The 18,836-nt window shown below is 46.2% G+C and carries 15 protein-coding genes; 10 read left to right on the forward strand and 5 right to left on the reverse strand.

All coding sequences use genetic code 11. The annotated features are described in order from the left end of the window. Positions 1-56 precede the first annotated feature (56 nt). Together torD and elyC are read right to left on the reverse strand one after the other, a co-directional pair. A complete protein-coding gene (torD, locus tag ST37_RS13965; protein WP_084887406.1) occupies positions 57-707 on the reverse strand; it encodes a molecular chaperone TorD in 651 nt (216 codons plus the stop codon). 104 nt (positions 708-811) lie between these two features. Then, entirely contained in the window at positions 812-1,579 is a 768-nt protein-coding gene (elyC, locus tag ST37_RS13970; RefSeq protein ID WP_084887407.1) for an envelope biogenesis factor ElyC, read from the reverse strand. Between the two features lie 120 nt (positions 1,580-1,699). Here elyC and cmoM point away from each other — a divergent pair, with 120 nt between their 5' ends. From cmoM to mukB, 4 genes are read left to right on the forward strand one after another with little or no spacing between them, the layout of a single operon-like run. After that, a complete protein-coding gene (gene cmoM, locus ST37_RS13975) occupies positions 1,700-2,473 on the forward strand; it encodes a tRNA uridine 5-oxyacetic acid(34) methyltransferase CmoM (protein WP_143698219.1) in 774 nt (257 codons plus the stop codon). Positions 2,474-2,481: 8 nt separating this feature from the next. Beyond that, complete coding sequence (gene mukF / locus ST37_RS13980; protein ID WP_084887411.1) at positions 2,482-3,819, forward strand: chromosome partition protein MukF; 1,338 nt, start codon at positions 2,482-2,484, stop codon at positions 3,817-3,819. Further along, complete coding sequence (gene mukE, locus ST37_RS13985) at positions 3,800-4,528, forward strand: chromosome partition protein MukE (RefSeq protein ID WP_084887413.1); 729 nt, start codon at positions 3,800-3,802, stop codon at positions 4,526-4,528. The genes mukF and mukE overlap by 20 nt, the downstream gene beginning before the upstream one ends. Then, the gene (gene mukB / locus ST37_RS13990) at positions 4,525-8,988 is read left to right on the forward strand and encodes a chromosome partition protein MukB (protein WP_084887415.1); all 4,464 of its coding nucleotides are present in this window, start codon (positions 4,525-4,527) and stop codon (positions 8,986-8,988) included. Before mukE ends, mukB begins: the two co-directional genes overlap by 4 nt. 55 nt (positions 8,989-9,043) lie before the next feature. Here mukB and ST37_RS13995 read toward each other — a convergent pair whose 3' ends face one another. Together ST37_RS13995 and ST37_RS14000 are read right to left on the reverse strand one after the other, a co-directional pair. Then, a complete protein-coding gene (locus ST37_RS13995) occupies positions 9,044-9,898 on the reverse strand; it encodes an NAD-dependent epimerase/dehydratase family protein (RefSeq protein ID WP_084887417.1) in 855 nt (284 codons plus the stop codon). A 6-nt stretch (positions 9,899-9,904) separates the two neighbouring features. Next, the gene (locus ST37_RS14000) at positions 9,905-10,144 is read right to left on the reverse strand and encodes a TIGR02647 family protein (protein WP_084887419.1); all 240 of its coding nucleotides are present in this window, start codon (positions 10,142-10,144) and stop codon (positions 9,905-9,907) included. 291 nt (positions 10,145-10,435) lie between these two features. Here ST37_RS14000 and torE point away from each other — a divergent pair, with 291 nt between their 5' ends. The 3 genes from torE (at position 10,436) to torA (ending at position 14,358) form a co-directional block, all read left to right on the forward strand. Next, complete coding sequence (gene torE / locus ST37_RS14005; RefSeq protein WP_084887421.1) at positions 10,436-10,621, forward strand: trimethylamine N-oxide reductase system protein TorE; 186 nt, start codon at positions 10,436-10,438, stop codon at positions 10,619-10,621. 72 nt (positions 10,622-10,693) lie between these two features. Beyond that, the gene (torC, locus tag ST37_RS14010; protein WP_084887423.1) at positions 10,694-11,878 is read left to right on the forward strand and encodes a pentaheme c-type cytochrome TorC; all 1,185 of its coding nucleotides are present in this window, start codon (positions 10,694-10,696) and stop codon (positions 11,876-11,878) included. 20 nt (positions 11,879-11,898) lie between these two features. Continuing rightward, complete coding sequence (gene torA, locus ST37_RS14015) at positions 11,899-14,358, forward strand: trimethylamine-N-oxide reductase TorA (protein ID WP_084887425.1); 2,460 nt, start codon at positions 11,899-11,901, stop codon at positions 14,356-14,358. A 112-nt stretch (positions 14,359-14,470) separates the two neighbouring features. Here the strand turns inward: torA and cmoA are convergent, their stop codons facing one another. Next, positions 14,471-15,199: a carboxy-S-adenosyl-L-methionine synthase CmoA gene (cmoA, locus tag ST37_RS14020; protein WP_084887427.1), complete on the reverse strand. Its 729-nt coding sequence runs from the start codon at positions 15,197-15,199 to the stop codon at positions 14,471-14,473. Positions 15,200-15,538: 339 nt separating this feature from the next. On the opposite strand from cmoA, the gene ST37_RS14025 reads away from it, so the two are divergent. From ST37_RS14025 to ruvC, 3 genes are all read left to right on the forward strand, one after another. After that, a complete protein-coding gene (locus tag ST37_RS14025) occupies positions 15,539-16,258 on the forward strand; it encodes a hypothetical protein (RefSeq protein ID WP_084887429.1) in 720 nt (239 codons plus the stop codon). Between the two features lie 186 nt (positions 16,259-16,444). After that, positions 16,445-18,223 (forward strand): aspartate--tRNA ligase, encoded by a 1,779-nt coding sequence (aspS, locus tag ST37_RS14030; RefSeq protein WP_084887431.1) that lies wholly within the window; start codon positions 16,445-16,447, stop codon positions 18,221-18,223. A gap of 90 nt (positions 18,224-18,313) precedes the next feature. Further along, positions 18,314-18,835 (forward strand): crossover junction endodeoxyribonuclease RuvC, encoded by a 522-nt coding sequence (gene ruvC / locus ST37_RS14035; RefSeq protein ID WP_084887433.1) that lies wholly within the window; start codon positions 18,314-18,316, stop codon positions 18,833-18,835. Position 18,836 lies beyond the last annotated feature (1 nt).

Here is an 18,836-nt window from a genome sequence, read left to right on the forward strand (position 1 = left end):
GAAGATAATAGCTTAGTTTTTATGGGGTCACACAATATCGGTTTTTTGGTTAAATGTCATTGAGGTTTAGCAAGATATTGTAGGTCCAATTCACAGAAACGTACCACGAGCTCGCAAACCGCAGCATAGAACCCAAACTCATCGACTTGGCGGCATTTCTCCGAAAATTGAGGTGCCCAACTTAGCACATGGCGATCGAGAAACTCAGCTTGTTGCACAAAGGCGTCTTCTAAATGAGCCTCTTTTTCCAATTCATTGCTTTTAATGATCAGGTGACCCAAAAAGTCGAGTTGGATAGCGATGTGATCTGCCGGCTCATTGAAGTTTTGACCGACACTGACATTATGCTCGGCCAACAGAGTGGCCATTTTTTGTGCGGGCTCGCCATGTAATTGTTTGTCATCAGTGAGATACACCGAGGCATAAGGTAAAGCGCTACTTTTATCGGTGACTAGAAAGGCTTGACAAAAATCGGAGGCAAGTTCCAATTGCGCATCATTTCTGTCTTTTAAACGATTGAGCGCCGTGATCATGTCGTCCACAGCTTGTTTTAGCGCTGGGTTTTCTGCAAGACCGGTCAAAAATGACCGTATTTCTGGCGTATGGTAGTTGTCGAGTTCGTTTTGTGACAACTCTTGACTTAAAAGACTCGACAGCCACCAATAAATTTCTGCGCGTTGCTCGTTAAACGCTTTAACTTCTTGCACCTTTTCAATCCGTTAATCTGTTTAGCATAGCTAAAGTGTAACTGAAACCGTCAAAACATAAAGCACGCAATACTGATTAAAAGGGTTTTGCGTGCTCCAATGTATCACTGGTTGCTGACGGTTTCTTTCATCCAGTGCCACCACTGGCCGAGCTTCTCGTGCCAATAGAGCTCTGTTTGCTCTAGATAACTGGCGCGTGGGGTGTATTTTGACCATGGCTGCTCGATGTCACGCTGTGCCATAAAATTGGTTGGAGCCGGGATAGGATCTAAGCCGACACGCTCAAACTCGACTAATGATCGCTGCATATGACTTGCAGAAGTCACTAACACCATACTTTTTTGACGAACGAAACCAGCGGCTTGTTGTGCTTCCTCTGCAGTATCTTGAGCAGATTCTAACAGCACGATGTCCGACTTAGACACACCCAATGCAATCGCGACTTTGGCCATCATTCGAGCATGGCTTGTCTCTGTCCCACCAGAATAGCCCGATAAAATCAGTTTTGAACCTGGGTAAAGACGATGTATGGAGATACCTTCAGCCAAACGCATTAATGCAGTACGAGATAACTCAGAAACAGGGCTAATGGAGTTGTCTACTACATGAGAGTGTCCTAATACCATAATGTAATCAACGCTGTCGGCAGAGCCGGTAAACGTCGTGTATTGACGCTCCATAGGCATCAATAAAGAAGACGATACAGGGTAGTAAGAGACGCTGAATAACCCTGCTAATGCAGTGAAAATGACCATGCAGCCGAATCGACGTCGGCGAGTAAACATGATCAACGCCAAGCCAATAAACCCAAGGATTAACAAGGCTGGCAGCGGCATCAACAGTGAAGATATTATTTTTTTTGCTTCAAACATTCTAATGCAGTCCGAAAATTGCTCAGTTAGTGACAAAAACGAGGATTTCCTTTTTTCTCGCCCAATGAATGTGCCACAATAGGCTCAACTTAATTTTTGGAACATCATACTCTAAAAATGGTGAGTCACGATCGCAATTTCGACGATATCGCCCACAAATTTGCTAAAAATATTTACGGTTCTGAAAAAGGCGATATTCGCCAAGTCATACTGTGGCAAGATTTGTGCGATATTCTCACACATTTCCCTTCCTCTACTCTGAATATCTTAGATGCAGGAGGCGGGCTAGCGCAGATGTCTCAAAAACTGGCAAAGCAGGGTCATAATGTCTGCTTATGTGATGTGTCGCAAGAGATGCTCTCTTTAGCCAAAAAGGATATACACGCTAACGGATTGGATAAACAGTACCAGTATTTACACACTTCTGTACAACAACTTTCGCAGTTGTCTTTACCCAAATCTGACATCGTGTTGTTCCATGCTGTGATGGAATGGCTTGCTGATCCGGAAACTGCGCTAAAGTCTTTGCTCTCGGAGGTAGTGACTGGTGGGATCGTGTCGGTCATGTTTTATAATCATCACGGCTTAGTGTACAAAAATGTTGTGTGTGGCAACCTTCCTCATGTTTTGAAAGGAATGCCACATCGCAAACGATTTAAATTACAACCACAACGTGGGCTGCTTCCAGAAGACGTCTATCAATGGATCGAGTCGCAAGGCTTCAGCATTCTCGGTAAATCTGGGATACGCTGCTTTAGTGACTACATTGGCGATCGTGAGTACCTTGGTGATTACACCGATGATGACGTACTCGAGCTAGAGCAACAATTGTGTCGCAAAGAGCCGTATGTCTCGATGGGACGCTATATCCACGTGTGGGCAATGAAACAATAGGAACTAAAATGAGTCATCATTTAGATTCAGCGGATGATCACTCGCTAGAAGGTGTGGTGGATTGGGTGCAGCAGCACGACTTTTCCGTCAATCTTACACCAGAGAAGCTGAGCTTTTTGATCGCTATCGCGCTGCTTAGCCAAGAAAAACTCGATGAAGAGTTGGGTGAAGGTGAATTACACGATGCCTTCAAATTGGTCAGTGACCGTTTTAGCGATACCGGCGAATCCAGCGCTTTTCGCGCGAATAATGCCATTAACGATATGGTGAAGCAGCGCCTCATTAGTCGTTTTACCAGTGAGCATTCAGAAGGAGCGGCAATCTATCGGTTGTCACCTCTTGCCGTGGGCATTACCGACTACTATCTGCGTCATCGGGCTTTTTCTAAGCTTAAGCTGTCTATCCAGCTCTCTTTAGTCTCTGCTGAGCTGAAAAAGGCCGCAGACAATGCCGTCCAAGCGGTGACGGAAGAAGACTGGCGAAAAGAGGTGTACGCCATTTTGAAGTATTCGGTCAACGAAATATTTGACCAAATAGATCTCAATCAGCGCGTCATGGATGAGCAGCAAGGCGAAGTAAAAAACAAAATTGCCGAACTGCTTAATATTGATTGGCGTGAAGCCATTTCTGAGTGTGAAAAACTGCTCACCGAAACATCCGACAACCTCAACGAACTGCAGTCTTCGTTGCACGCTGTGGGTGATGAGTTGCAAACCTATCTGATGGGCTTGCAAGACGCCGTCTATGCTCAAGATGAGTTGGACTATATTGGTAACCTACTGTTTGGGTTGCAAACTAAGTTGGACCGCATCGTAAACTGGGGTCAGCAGGCGATTGATCTATGGATTGGCTACGACAGGCACATTCATAAATACATTCGTACCGTTATCGATATGGATAAGAATCGCGCGTTCAGTCAACGACTGCGTGAATCTATACAAAACTTTGAATCTCTGCCGTGGCAATTGGTTGTGGCAGACGCTGAAAAGCTGCTCGATCTCCGTGACGAGTCTATGGTACTTCGCGATCAAGAGGTGACAGGTATTGTACCGCTGGAAGTGGAGTATCAAGAATACAGTCAAGTGAACGATCAGCTGTATACAGCTATCTCTAACACGTTGAGCGCACATCAGCATCAACACCGTTCCATCGATCTTGGTCAGGTTCTAAAAGATTACCTGGCTGAACATCCCCACGCGCAACATTTCGATATCGCCAGAATGGTGGTTGATCAGGCCGTACGACTCGGATTCTCCGAATCTGACTACGCGGCGATCCAACCTGAATGGCAATCTATAAATAATCGAGGCGCAAAGGTACAAGCAAATGTTATCAACAAATTCTGAATCAGCGCTAACTGAAAACTTAGCTAAAGCGCTGGCAAACTCTCTATTTCCAGCCCTCGACAGTGCCCTTCGTGCGGGTCGTCATATCTCTAGGGATGACCTCGACAATTACGCGCTGCTGTCAGACTACGAAATTGACTTAGGCACCTTTTATCGCCGCTACAACTGTGAGTTGGTTCGCGCGCCAGAGGGTTTTTTCTATTTACGACCTCGTTCAACCAGTTTGATTGGTAAAAGCGTCATGTCTGAACTGGATATGTTGATTGGTAAGGTATTGTGTTTCTTGTATTTAAGCCCAGAGAGGCTTGCTCAAGAAGGCGTATTCAGTAACCAAGATCTTTATGACGAACTTCTCGCCATAGCCGACGAGAAAAGACTCATGCGCTTTGTTGGTTTAAAGGCCACAGGAACCGACTTAGATCGCGAAAAACTGTTTGAAAAAGTGCGCGGCTCTCTTCGCCGACTCAAGCGTGTAGGCATGCTACTGCCTATTGGCGATACCAACAAGTTTAGTATCAGTGAAGCTTGCTTCCGCTTTGGCGCGGATGTTCGCTCTGGTGAAGACATTAAAGAAGCACAACTGCGCTTGATCCGAGATGGTGAAGCCGTTGTTGAGCCAAAGCACAGGCAAGCATCGTTACTCGACGAGCAGACCGAAATAAACCATGACACAGAAACACATCAACAGCAGCTGGAAGGTGAAGCATGATTGAGCGCGGTAAATATCAATCGCTAACCATGATCAATTGGAACGGCTTTTTTGCTCGTACCTTCGATATTGACAACTTAGTCACCACACTTTCTGGTGGTAACGGGGCAGGCAAATCCACCACAATGGCGTCGTTTATAACGGCGCTCATTCCCGATCAGTCACTGCTCCACTTTAGGAACACCACAGAGGCAGGCAGTTCCAGCGCATCTCGTGACAAAGGCCTCTACGGTAAATTGCAGCCTGGCGTCTGTTATTCGGTACTTGAAGTGATCAACTCACGCAATCAGCGTCTGCTTTTTGTGGTAAAACTGCAGCAAGTTGCAGGGCGCGATAAAAAGGTCGACATCAAACCGCTGCTTATTCAAGGATTGCCAAGTGCAATCAAGCCTGCCGAGTTATTAACAGAGACCTTGGAAAACGGTCAAGCTCGCGTGCGCCAACTTAGTGAATTAAAAGAGTTTGTCGCGAATATTGACGGCGTACAATTTAAAGCCTTTAACTCTATTGTGGATTACCATGCGCAAATGTTTGAGTTGGGTGCATTGCCTAAAAAGCTTCGCAACAGCAGCGATCGCTCAAAGTACTACAAGCTCATCGAAGCGTCTTTGTACGGTGGTATTTCAAGCGCGATAACGCGTTCTTTGCGCGATTATTTGTTGCCGCAAAATGGTGGGGTTAAAAAAGCATTCCAAGACATGGAAACAGCGCTGCGGGAAAACCGAGCCACGCTAGAAGCGATCAACACAACCCAGCGAGATCGTGATCTGTTTAAGCATCTACTGACAGAATCTACCAATTATGTAGCCGCAGACTACATGCGCCATGCCAATGAACGTTCGCAGAAAATTGAACAGGTACTGATACATCGTCAGGCGGTGATGTCTCAAAAGAGTGAATTGACCAGCCGAAACGATCTATTGAATAAGGTCACTCAAGAGCTTAGCGACATGGCTGAGCAAGAACGTTTTATAGAGCAAGATCTTCAGTCTGCTAGTGACCACTTGCAATTGATGCAAACGGCGCTTCGCCAACAAGAAAAAATACATCGTTATCAAGATGATCTCGAAGAGCTCAGCGAGCGTTTAGAAGAGCAGATGATGGTTGTTGAAGAAGCGCAAGAGCTTCTTCATTCGCAAGAAGAGCAGCTTGAACTGAGTGAAAGCGAAGTCGACTCGCTAAAAACGCAACTTGCTGATTATCAACAAGCTCTCGATATCCAGCAAACTCGTGCTCTGCAATATCAACAGGCCATAGAGGCGTTAAATAAAGCCAGTGATTTGCTCGAGAGTGATCTCTTGGACTTAGACGAGGTTACTGAGCTTTCAAAGCAATACAAAGACCAAGAAGCACAAGTGACTGAGCAGTTGTTGGCGGTGAGACATACCCTCGACATTAGCCAAGCGGCGCAGCAACAATTTGAACAGGCATTTGCACTGGTCAATAGCATTGCACCAAATACCGCCCGAATCGACGCTCACGAAGTGGCGAATCAACTATTACAAAAAGCCCAAGACGGACAGACGGCGCTGAGTCAACGTTCGCATTGGCAGTCTCAGCAAAAAGATGTTTTGCAGCGTATAGCAACGGCAAACAAAGCGCAGCAATTGCTTGAGAAACTCGCCAAAGAGTATCAACTTCAGATTTCGCAATCGTCGGATTTGGAGTTGGAAAAAGAGCAGCAGCGAGAAGTGCAGTCTTCGGCGGAAGAGCAGTTAGAATCGGCCCGTGAAGAGCGAGCAGAACTCGAGCAAAAACGCCAAGCACTGCAAGCTGAGGTTAAGCGATATCAATCCTTGGCACCAAAATGGATCCAAGCAAACGATGCTCTGTATTCACTCAATCAGCAGATTGAATCGCCGATGGCCGATGCCAACGCCGTCATGCAAACCCTGCAATGGGCGATGGAGCAGCAGCAAGACAATGCTCAGTCTAAGTTAACGCTTCAAGCGCGCCGTACACAATTGGATACCTCAATTGAACAGCTGGGCGCAGCAGGTGGTGCCAACGATGCAAGGTTAAAGCAAATTGCAGATTCTGTCGGTGGCGTTTTACTGTCTGAAATTTATGACGATATTGCCATTGAGGATGCGCCGTATTTCAGCGCGATGTATGGCCCTGCACGAAACGCCATTGTCGTCTCCAACCTAGACGGTATTGCAGAAAAGCTGCAAGAGTTTGATGACTGTCCTGATGATGTATACCTGCTAGAAGGTGATGTTGATGCCTTTGATGACAGCGGTTTTGCGGTCGAAGAGCTAGAAGGTGCAGTGTGTGTTCAAGTTGCTTCCTCACAATTGCGCTATTCTCGTTTCCCGGCCATTCCAATATTTGGTCGAGCAGCTCGCGAGGCGCGATTAGAGCAGCTTCGTGACGAGCGTGAGCAAGTACAAGAAGCTCACGCAATCGCCTCGTTTGATGAGCAGAAATACCAGCGTCTATGTGCAAGCTTTAATCAATTTGTGGCCAAGCATGTTCAAGTCGCGTTTGAAGACGATCCTGAGCAAGCGATTATTGAGTTAAATCGAGAGCTCAATGCTGTGCAGCGTCGACTCGAAGAGCAAAGCACTATTCAATCAAACTGCAAAGTCGCTATAGAGCGCGCGTCTCAAGTGGTTAGATTGCTCGACCAGCTTACTCCTATTTTTGACAGTGAAGACCGAGCGCTTCTCGCACAGCGCGAGCAAGAAATAGCAGAACAGTTACAGACTGTGAGCGAACAAATTCGATTTGTTGAGACGCACGGACAAACCATTAGCAAACTCAAACCTTTGGTGGGTTCATTAAGCGTTGACCCAGAACTGTTTGACGAACAACAAGCACATGCCAATACGCTAGACAGTGAGTTGAAAAAAACCAAAAGCGTGCTGTTTGCGTTATCCGATATTTTGGAGCGCCGCGCGCACTTTAGCTATTCAGACTCCGTAGAACTTCTAGACAAAGAAAGTGAAATGAGTGAACAGCTCAAGCGAAAATTGGCGCAAGCAGAGCATAATCGCACTCAAGCTCGTGACGGACAAAAACAGCAGCAGCAACGCTGTTCTGAGTCGAACCAAATCTTGGCATCACTGAAAAGTGCGCATCAGGCTAAGCAAGAAACCCTGCAAGAGTTTAAACAAGAAATTGCGCATATTGGCATTGTGGTTGATGAACACAGTTTGACCCAAGCCGAATCGCGTAAGCACCAGTTGGCAGAGCAGTTAACCACTTACCGACAACGCAAGAGCGAACTAGAGCGGACATCGACTGCCACAGAGCTAGAGTTGAAATCTTTGGTGAAATCACTGAAGAAAGCTCAAGCCGACTATCAGCAATTGCGCACTTACGTTGTGAATGCAAAAGCGGGGTGGTGCAGTGTGCTTAAACTGGCCAAACATCACGATGTAGAACGTCGCTTGCACAAACGTGAGTTGGCTTATTTATCTGAAGCAGACTTGCGCTCGATGTCTGATAAATCATTGGGTGCACTGCGTTTGGCAGTTGCAAACGAAGATGACCTAAGAGATTCGTTACGTGCATCCGAAGATACGAGCCATCCTGAACGCAAAGTGTTGTTTTACATCAGCGTGTATCAGTATCTTCGCCAACGTATCCGTCAGGACATTATTCATACCGATGATCCTGTTGAAGCCATTGAAGAGATGGAGATTGAGCTTGCGCGTCTAACCGACGAGCTTAACCTGCGTGAGCAGCGATTGGCGATCAGTTCAGAGTCGGTGGCGACCATCATTAAAAAGACCATTCAACGCGAGCAAAACCGCATTCGAATGCTAAACCAAGGCTTGTCGAACATTGCCTTTGGGCAAGTGAAAGGCGTTCGCTTGAATGTGTCGATTCGAGAGTCGCATCAATCTCTACTAAAAGGGTTGTACGATAGCGAAAACCTGCATAGTGATCTGTTCGAAAATGCTCGGTTCACCTTCTCTGAAGCGATGGCTAAGTTGTTCCAACGTGTCAATCCGCATGTGGATGTAGGTCAACGTTCTCCACAGGTATTGGGTGAAGAACTATTAGACTACCGAAACTATCTAGAGCTCAGTGTCGAAGTTAATCGTGGTACCGACGGGTGGCTACAGGCCGAATCGGGCGCCTTGTCAACAGGTGAAGCCATTGGTACAGGTCAATCTATTCTATTGATGGTCGTGCAGAGCTGGGAAGAAGAGTCTCGCCGACTGCGCAGTAAAGATATTTTGCCATGTCGTTTGCTGTTCTTAGATGAAGCGGCTCGATTGGATGCTAAATCCATTGCTACATTATTTGAGCTGTGTCACCGCCTCAATATGCAGCTATTGATTGCGGCCCCAGAGAATATCAGCCCTGATAAAGGTACAACTTACAAACTGGTGCGAAAAGTATTTAAAGATCACGAACATGTTCATGTGGTGGGTCTAAAGGGCTTTGCGCAAATTGGAGACAGCTCGCATCTTCCTAAAGAGGAAAATGTGGCAGACCCAGTTTAATTGTATTGAAAGTGATGAAAAGGCTGAAGATTATGTCTTCAGCCTTTTTTGTATTTCATACTTTGATGGCGTTGAGCGCGTCTAGCACATGCTCAAACTCAAAATGGTATCCGATTGATAGGAGTTTATCGGAACTGACTCGTTTGGCCGGTTTGTTGGATACAGTGGGTAGCGGTAGGTCGCAGTCCGCAGCATCAAGTGCAGCCTGATAGAACTCTGCTTTAGAGCAGGTGTGCGGGGTGGTGATGTTTATCGTTTCGCCGCGTTTTTGGGGATGTGTGGTCAGCCAATTGATGCAATGGGTGATTGCACCAATCACATCGTTTAAATGCACCATGTTCACTGGTGCAGCTTGGCTTACAGTGGATAGTTTAGCCACAAAACGTGATGGGTGACGATTGGGGCCAATAAGGCCGGTACTTCGTAAAATTAAGTAACGGTAGGAGGATTCAATAATTAGCTGCTCTGTTGCGAGCAGTTTCATCGACTTGTCAGAAAACCCATTCACACCTGTTGCGGTGTGCACATTGGCATCTTCTTCGGTAGCGACATCAAGATAGTCGGGGTAAACAGCGCTTGAGCTCACCATCACCACTATTGGATTATGGCACTGCTTTGCTAATACTAAAACCTTCTTCCAACACTCCATGTACGGGTTTAGGTCTTTATCGTCAGCGGATAAATGCCTGTACCCTGGAGGAAAGCATCCAACAATGACGTCAGGATTAAAGCTTGCAACGCTTTGTAATGCCTCAGCAGGGAGATCTTCCTGTAAGTTTAGAGGTATTGAATGAGCAGTAGAAGGGGGACGCGAACGATGGGTGGCTAGGACTTGCTGGCCAAGTGCAGCAAAATGGTTGGCCAGAGGATCCCCTAACCAACCCGCACCTATAACTAGTACTTTAGACATAGTTCTCTAGATTTTTGTACTCAGTACGCGCAAAACTTTATCTGCACGTTCTGCAACTTCAATCCCTTCATCGGTCAGGTAACCACCATCAACTTGGGTACACAACCCTTTCTCAAAAAGGCTCTTTGCGGCGCTTTGCAACTCTTGTGCAGCGTCTGAATGCACTTTAATCCCTGTGGCAGCACTGCTTACGTCAAATTGGCGCAGTAGATTAAGCTCTGCTAAATGCTCAGGTGTAAATTTCATAGTGGTTTTCCTTTTTGTAAATACTTCGCTGACAGTACTGTTTTATTGGTCTGAAATCAGTGGAGCGAGTCACATTAACTCACTAATACAAACTTATGAAAACGGTTATCCACACAATTTGTGGATAAGTTGCTCTTTGTGGATTCAAATTCTCAAATAGATTGATAAAACTCGGATAAAACAAGCTGCAAAATAGTTGAGCGGAAACAATGTGCAACATTTTTTTCGTGTTTTTTACAGCATAAACTAAAATTATATTTCACGTACTCTAACTGTAGGTTACCGCAAACTATGAGTAAATCTGAGCAAGTCTCTTCTGCAGAGACCAAGTCGTTAGAATGGCAATCTTTCTTTTTTATCGCCGTGGTCCTTTTTCCAATCCTCAGCATAGTTCTCGTGGGTGGGTATGGTTTTGTGATCTGGATGCTGCAAGTGTTTGTTTACGGTCCACCTGGGGCTCACGGCCCTTTGGGATAGGTGACGCTTTTGCCTGTATCACGTTGGTCGTAACGCCAGCGCTCAACCATATTGATGTGAGAACGAAATATTATGCTAGCTCTTATTAAGAAACTTTGGGCAACCATGAGACGCCCAGCGGTGCATATTAGCCTTGGTGTATTGACGCTTGGTGGCTTTATTGCGGGTGTGCTTTTCTGGGGTGGTTTTAATACCGCAATGGAGTTCAGTAATACTGAAAAGTTTTGTGTGAGTTGCCATACCATGCGCGACAACGTGTATCAAGAGTTGCAACATACCCCACACTGGAAAAACACCTCCGGTGTACGCGCAACTTGTCCCGACTGCCACGTCCCTCACGAGTGGACAGCAAAAGTGGCCCGTAAAATCCAAGCATCTAAAGAAGTGTTTGCGCAAATATTTGGTGACCTCGATACCCCAGAAAAATTCGAAGCACGAAGACTAGACCTCGCAATGCACGAATGGGACCGATTCTCTTCGAATGGCTCGTTAGAGTGTAAAAACTGTCACAACTACGACTCAATGGACTTTGAGTCAATGCGACCAACGGCACGTTTACAAATGAAAAGTGCGGCCGAACGTGATCAAAGCTGTGTCGATTGTCATAAAGGCATAGCGCACAAGCTTCCTGCCAATATGGAAGCCGCGAGTGGTATTGTGGGCGAGCTTGAGCAAATCGCGAGTGCGACCTCGTACAGGGCTGGAAATAGTTACGTGTCAGTACGTCATTTGCCAATGTATGAAGATGCGGGTCTGACCAAAGAAGCGGGGTTACTCAACCCAGCCTCTGAAGTCAAAGTATTGCAAGTGGATGGTAACGCGCTGAAAATCGAATTGGCCGGGTGGCGTAAACTCAAAGGTTTTGGACGTGTATTCCAAGAAGACTTTGGTTTGAACATCGCGGTGGGCTCTTTGCTTAAAGAGTCCGCAGAAAATGCTCAGATTGTTCAAGGCTATGAAGAAAAAGAAGACGACTTAACGGGTCTGCCTTGGCAGCGCGTGACAGCAACAGTGTACCTAAAAGCTGAGGCTTTGATTGACGGATATCAGCCCATTTGGGACAGAGCGGGCGAGTCTTACAAAACCAACTGTTCGACCTGTCACACTCAACCTGCCCCCGCGCACTTTAGCAGCAATAGTTGGCCTGGTATGTTTAACGGTATGTCTGCATTTGTAAACTTTGATACGGATACAGAAGCATTGGTACTGAAATACCTTCAGAAACATTCATCGGACTTTTCTGATGAACACCACTAGATCTTGATGGGAGTAAAACAATGTCACTAAGTAGAAGAAGCTTTCTGAAAGGTGTAGTTACCACCAGTGCTGCGACGTTGATTGGTCCAAGTTTAATTAGTTCAGCATTAGCCGAGACCAATTCCACGGACGGTATTTGGAAAACATCAGGGTCACACTGGGGAGCGTTTCGAGCTCGAGTGTGGGCAGGCAAAGTGCAAGAAATCAAACCGCTTGAGTTGGATAAACATCCAACAGATATGCTCAACGGTATAAAAGGCGTTATTTACAACCCGTCACGAGTGCGCTATCCAATGGTACGACTGGATTGGCTTAAAAAACATAAATATGCCGCTGATAGCCGTGGTAACAACCGCTTCGTTCGCGTCACATGGGATGAAGCGTTAGACCTGTTTTATCGAGAGCTAGAAAGGGTTCAAAAAGACTATGGCCCTTGGGCACTCCATGCAGGCCAAACAGGGTGGCGCCAAACAGGTCAATTCCACAGCTGTAATAACCACATGCAAAGGGCAATTGGACTACATGGGTATTCTGTCAAAAAAGTAGGTGATTACTCAACGGGTGCTGGTCAAACGATATTGCCTTATGTGCTTGGCTCCACGGAAGTCTATGCGCAGGGCACTTCGTGGGAGCTGATTCTTGAAAATAGCGATAACATCATCATTTGGGCTAACGATCCGGTCAAGAACCTTCAAGTCGGTTGGACCTGTGAAACCCACGAAAGTTTTGAATACTTAGAGCAACTGAAACAAAAAGTCGCAGAGAAAAAGGTCAATGTTATTTCGGTAGATCCAGTTAGAAATAAAACCCAACGGTTCTTAGAGAGTGAGCATTTATATGTTAACCCTCAAACCGATGTGTCATTTATGCTAGCCATTGCGCATACCCTGTATACTGAAGATCTGCATGATAAAGAGTTTATCGAGACGTACTGTTTAGGGTTTGAGGAGTTTGTGCCTTATCTGATGGGCGACACTAAAGACAATGTGGAAAAAACGCCAGAGTGGGCCTCAGAGATCTGCGGTGTCGACCCACAAAGGATTCGTGATTTTGCACGCATGTTGGTTAATGGTCGCACGCAGTTAATGTTTGGTTGGTGTATACAAAGGCAAGAGCACGGCGAACAGCCTTATTGGATGGGAGCAGTCATTGCCGCAATGGTTGGTCAAATCGGTCTTCCTGGTGGCGGCGTTTCATACGGTCATCATTACTCGGGTATCGGTGTGTCATCCACCGGGTTTGGCGCACCAGGCGCATTCCCCCTTAACATCGACACTGGTCAAGAGCCAAAACATACCAACAACAACTTTGAGCGTTATAGTAGTGTAATACCCGTTGCTCGTTGGGTGGACTGTCTGCTTGAACCTGGCAAACAAATCCAGTCAAACGGTTCAAACGTTACCCTACCAGACATTAAAATGATGGTGTTTAGTGGAAATAACCCGTGGCACCACCACCAAGACAGAAATCGAATGCGCGAAGCGTTCAAAAAACTGCAAACGGTAGTCGCTATTGATTTTGCTTGGACTGCGACGTGTCGTCATGCTGATATTGTGTTGCCAGCTTGCACTCAGTTTGAGCGCAACGATATCGATGGCTATGGCGCGTACTCAGGTCGCGGTCTTATTGCAATGCACAAGCTTGTGGATCCATTGTTCCAATCTAAAACCGATTTTGAGATCATGACCGAGCTCACCAAACGTTGGGGACGAGACAAAGATTATACGCGAGGCATGGACGAAATGGAGTGGATTAAGTCACTCTACGACGATTGCAAAGCCGGCAACCCGAGTTTTGACATGCCTGAATTTGAAGCGTTTTGGGACAAGGGCTACTTAGATTTTGGTAAAGGTGAACCTTGGACTCGCCATGCGGCATTCCGTGAAGACCCAGAAATTAATGCGCTAGGTACGCCGTCAGGCTTTATCGAGATCAGCAGTCGTACTATTGGGCGTTTTGGCTACGAACACTGTCAAGAGCACCCAATGTGGTTTGAAAAATCAGAGCGCTCTCATGGTGGCCCTGGCTCTGATAAATTCCCGTTTTGGTTACAATCTTGTCACCCCGATAAACGGCTACATTCACAAATGTGTGAATCTGAAGAGTATCGCGCAACCTATGCTGTTCAAGGCCGCGAGCCTATTTATATCAACCCAGGCGATGCAAGAGACAAAGGGATTAAGGATGGCGATCTAGTCCGGGTGTTTAATGACCGTGGACAACTGCTTGCGGGCGCCGTATTAGATGAAGGCTACGCACCTGGCGTAGTGCGAATTGAAGAAGGTGCCTGGTATGGACCTATGAACGAGAAAATCGGGGCGCTGGATACTTATGGCGATCCGAATACACTGACCCAAGACATTCCATCGTCCGAACTGGCACAGGCCACATCGGCAAACACCTGTTTGGTGCAGTTTGAGAAGTTCAAGGGTGACGTGCCACCGGTTACCAGCTTTGGTGGGCCGATTGAAGTAGCGTAATATTTGGTGATAAAACGAAAAAGCTTCGCCTGGACGAAGCTTTTTATACATCGGCTAGAAACGTAAAAAAGAAGTGCACATCTAGCGCTTCTTAGTACATCGATGTTTGTTTTTATTTGATTGCAAACATTGACCCAAAGTTAAAACATTGGAACCAAACTTCTGCGCTACTAAAGCCTATTTCTGCAAAACGCTGTTTGTGCAGGGCTATTGAGTCTGGACGCATCACGTCTTCAATGGCGGAACGTTTTTGGCTAATTTCTAATTCACTGTAACCGTTAGCACGTTTAAAGTCATGGTGTAAATCGATAAGCAGTTCATGGGACTGTTTATCGTCAAACACATACTTTTCAGACACGATGAGTACACCGCCAGGGTTTAGGCCTTGATGGATTTTCTCTATTAGGGAGAAGCGATCGTCTGGGGATAAAAACTGCAGAGTAAAATTAAGCACAACCATAGAGGCGTTGTTGATCTCTATGTTACGAATATCGGCTTCGATAACGTCTACAGACGTCGGTGAGCGATAAGCATCAACGTGCAGCTTGCATCGTTCAACCATGGCAGAAGAGTTATCCACCGCAATAATCTTCGCACCTTCAACTGAATCTATATGTCGACGAATCGACAACGTTGCTGCGCCCAGTGAACAACCCAGGTCGTAAACGTTACTGTTTGGTGAAACAAAGCGTTCTGCCAGCATGCCAATAGCCGAAATGATATTGCTGTATCCAGGGACGGAACGCTGGATCATGTCTGGAAAGACTTCGGCTACGCGAGCATCAAAGGTGAAGTCTCCAATCTTATCGATGGGAGCTGAAAATATCGTATCTTTTTTCATAATGGTGACGGTGTAATAATTAATGCAAGATTGTAGGCGATAGCACAGTAATTGTCACATGGGTTTGCTTATAAATGCACCTAAAAGCATCTCTTTTAGTCAAGTGATTAGTACTGATTAATTTTTACAGTTGGTTACATTTTCTTATGCGGTTAGAATATTTACTCTAAAGAGGCGCGTTGTCACGAACAGGCAACTAAATTAATCAACTCATACCAATCGAAGTAATTAACTGATCAGAAAATTGCGCCGGAAAAATCACTGATAACGAGCAAGAATGATCAGGTAATTGCTTTGATTGGTATCAAACCTTAGGTTTGCTATTTGCAGGTCCTGTCCATGACAGAAGTAATATCATCTCAAAGCTATACAGTTTCTGGCCCGTTCGACGCGGTGCTCACTCGCAATCAAGTATTGCTCGAAGACTTTGTAGCGAGTCCTTATAATCGCATTGTCGTGATGGGGAATGTCGTCACTCGCCGCCGCCGACCACATCGCCAAGGTTATTTGACTAATTACTACCTTAATGGACGCCGCATTTCATTAGCGGCGTTACGAGTTTTCTTTGCAAAACCGTTGCCCGAGCTAACGTTATACCAAGTTGAACTTAATCAGTTGTGCGGTGCGTTACGCACGGAAGTCATCGCTGAACACTTACCCCAGCGTGATAAATCTGATCGCTCCTGGAGCACAGAAAAGGTCATTGATAATGATCGGGTGACTAAAATAGTGGATATAACCAACGGCAACAAAGTAACCTTTAAGCTCAATGGTCGTGCAATCACCCTAGCGAAGTTAAAAGAGCATTTTTGCTATGGTGACCTATATGAAGAGATCCATGACTTTTCCTACCATGCTCCTAAAGTGACGCAAAAGACAGAAGAAGAACCCCTTCGATTTGAGTCTTCTGACGTGACTTTCATAAAGGGGCAAGGAAAGTACCCTATGCTGGGAGAGAAAATTTTTTCAGGGTTTTGGAGGGTGGTTGAATATGCTGCACCTTATCTCGTTTGCATCGGTATTTTTGTGTTGATGGGCAAAATGTACCACGGCGTTTAAGCGCAACCTATTTAATCGAATATGCATGATTTTCTGCATTTCGCTGCTTTTGTATACGAAAACGCGTTTTCCCTATAAAAACTATTTAAGTTAGTCGATTTTCTTTCCATTTTTGCGTATAAAGACCATTCTTCTGCCAGTTATTTGGCAGTGTTTTTTTTCACTAATTGAGAATGGGAATTCACTATGCGTAGCCATTATTGTGGTCACCTGAACAAGTCCCTAGCAGGACAAACAGTAGAGTTGTGCGGTTGGGTCAATCGTCGTCGTGATTTAGGCGGCTTAATCTTCATTGATATGCGAGATCGCGAAGGTATTGTTCAGGTTGTAGTGGATCCCGATATGACTGGCGCTTACGAATTGGCCAGTCAACTTCGTAACGAGTTCTGCATTAAGCTAACGGGTGAGGTTCGTGCCCGTCCAGATAGCCAGATCAATAAAGACATGGCAACAGGCGAAGTGGAAATTTTGGCAAGCGGCTTAGAAATCATCAACCGCAGCGAAGCATTGCCACTGGATTTCAACCAAACCAACAGCGAAGAGCAGCGCCTAAAGTATCGTTATATCGATCTTCGTCGTCCTGAAATGAGCGATCGCATTAAGTTGCGCGCCAAAGCATCAAGCTTTGTACGCCGTTTCTTGGATGATAACGCGTTCCTAGACATCGAAACGCCAGTACTCACTAAAGCGACACCAGAAGGTGCACGTGACTACTTAGTACCAAGTCGTGTACACAAAGGCAGCTTCTACGCATTGCCACAGTCGCCTCAGTTGTTTAAGCAGCTGCTTATGATGTCTGGTTTTGATCGCTACTACCAAATCGTAAAATGCTTCCGTGATGAAGATTTACGTGCTGATCGTCAACCTGAATTTACTCAGATCGATATCGAAACGTCTTTCATGAGCGCCGACCAAGTTCGTGGTCTTACCGAGAAAATGATTCGTGAAATGTGGCAAGAGCTGCTCAACGTTGATCTAGGTGAGTTCCCTGTTATGCCATTTAGCGAAGCGATTCGCCGCTTTGGCTCAGACAAGCCTGATTTGCGTAACCCGCTTGAGCTTGTTGATGTTGCTGATCTCGTTAAAGATGTCGAGTTTAAAGTGTTTGCAGGACCAGCTAACGATGAGAAAGGCCGCGTTGCCGTTCTTCGCGTTCCAGGTGGTGCAAAACTGACTCGTAAGCAAATTGATGGATACGCAGAATTCGTCAACATCTACGGCGCTAAGGGCCTAGCTTGGATGAAGGTGAACGATCTGGACGCAGGTCTAGAAGGCATTCAATCACCTGTAGCTAAGTTCCTCAACGAAACGGTCATTAACGGCATTTTGGAGCGCACTGGTGCTCAAACTGGCGATATCATTCTGTTTGGTGCCGATACTGCAAACGTCGTTGCTGAAGCAATGGGCGCACTTCGTCTTAAAGTCGGTAAAGATCTTGAGCTGACCGACGAGAGCAAATGGGCACCACTTTGGGTTGTGGACTTCCCAATGTTTGAAGAAGACGACGAAGGTAATCTTCACGCAATGCACCACCCATTTACCTCTCCATTGGGCGTAACGCCAGAAGAGCTGAAAGCAAACCCTGCCGCAGCAAATTCTAACGCCTACGACATGGTATTGAACGGTTATGAAGTCGGTGGCGGCTCTGTTCGTATTCACAATGCTGAAATGCAAGCAACAGTATTTGATATTTTGGGCATTGAAGCGGACGAGCAGCAGCAAAAATTTGGCTTCTTGTTGGATGCACTAAAATACGGCACACCACCTCACGCAGGTCTTGCGTTTGGTCTGGATCGTTTGGTGATGCTGCTGTGCGGTACGGACAACATCCGTGACGTGATCGCATTCCCTAAAACAACCGCTGCAGCCTGTCTGCTGACGGATGCGCCAAGTGTTGCTAACCCTGCAGCATTGGAAGAGCTAGCGATAGCGGTGACTGCTGCACAAAAGAAAGACGCAGAATAAGCGCTCGTTAACGCAACCAACAAAAACTCCCGCATTGACGGGAGTTTTTTGTTTTAATTGAGTGAACAACCCTTAGAGTGACCCAACGTAGTGAGTATTATTTTAGGCATTGATCCCGGCTCTCGTATTACCGGATATGGTGTCATTAGGCAGCAAGGCAGACATCTGCACTACTTAGGCAGTGGTTGTATTCGAATGTCAGAAAAAGAGCTCCCTGGACGGCTTAAGCAAATCTATGCAGGCGTGAGTGAAATTATTACGCAGTTTCAGCCGGAGGTGTTCGCTATTGAGCAAGTGTTTATGTCGCGAAACGCCGATTCGGCGCTTAAGCTTGGCCAAGCACGAGGCAGTGCCATTGTGGCGGCCGTGAATGCTGACTTACCTGTGTATGAATACGCTGCACGACTGATAAAGCAAGCGGTTGTCGGAACGGGAGCTGCAGACAAAACGCAGGTTCAACACATGGTACAACAGATGCTAAAACTGCCCGCAAAACCGCAGGCCGACGCTGCCGACGCCCTCGGCGTCGCAATTTGTCATGCCAATACCAATAAAACGCTGGTGGCGCTTGCAGGACAAGCGAGTAGCGCCAGAAAAGGGCGCTATCGTTGAT

It is taken from the genome of Vibrio sp. qd031 (assembly GCF_002100145.1).
Taxonomy (GTDB): Bacteria; Pseudomonadota; Gammaproteobacteria; order Enterobacterales; family Vibrionaceae; genus Vibrio.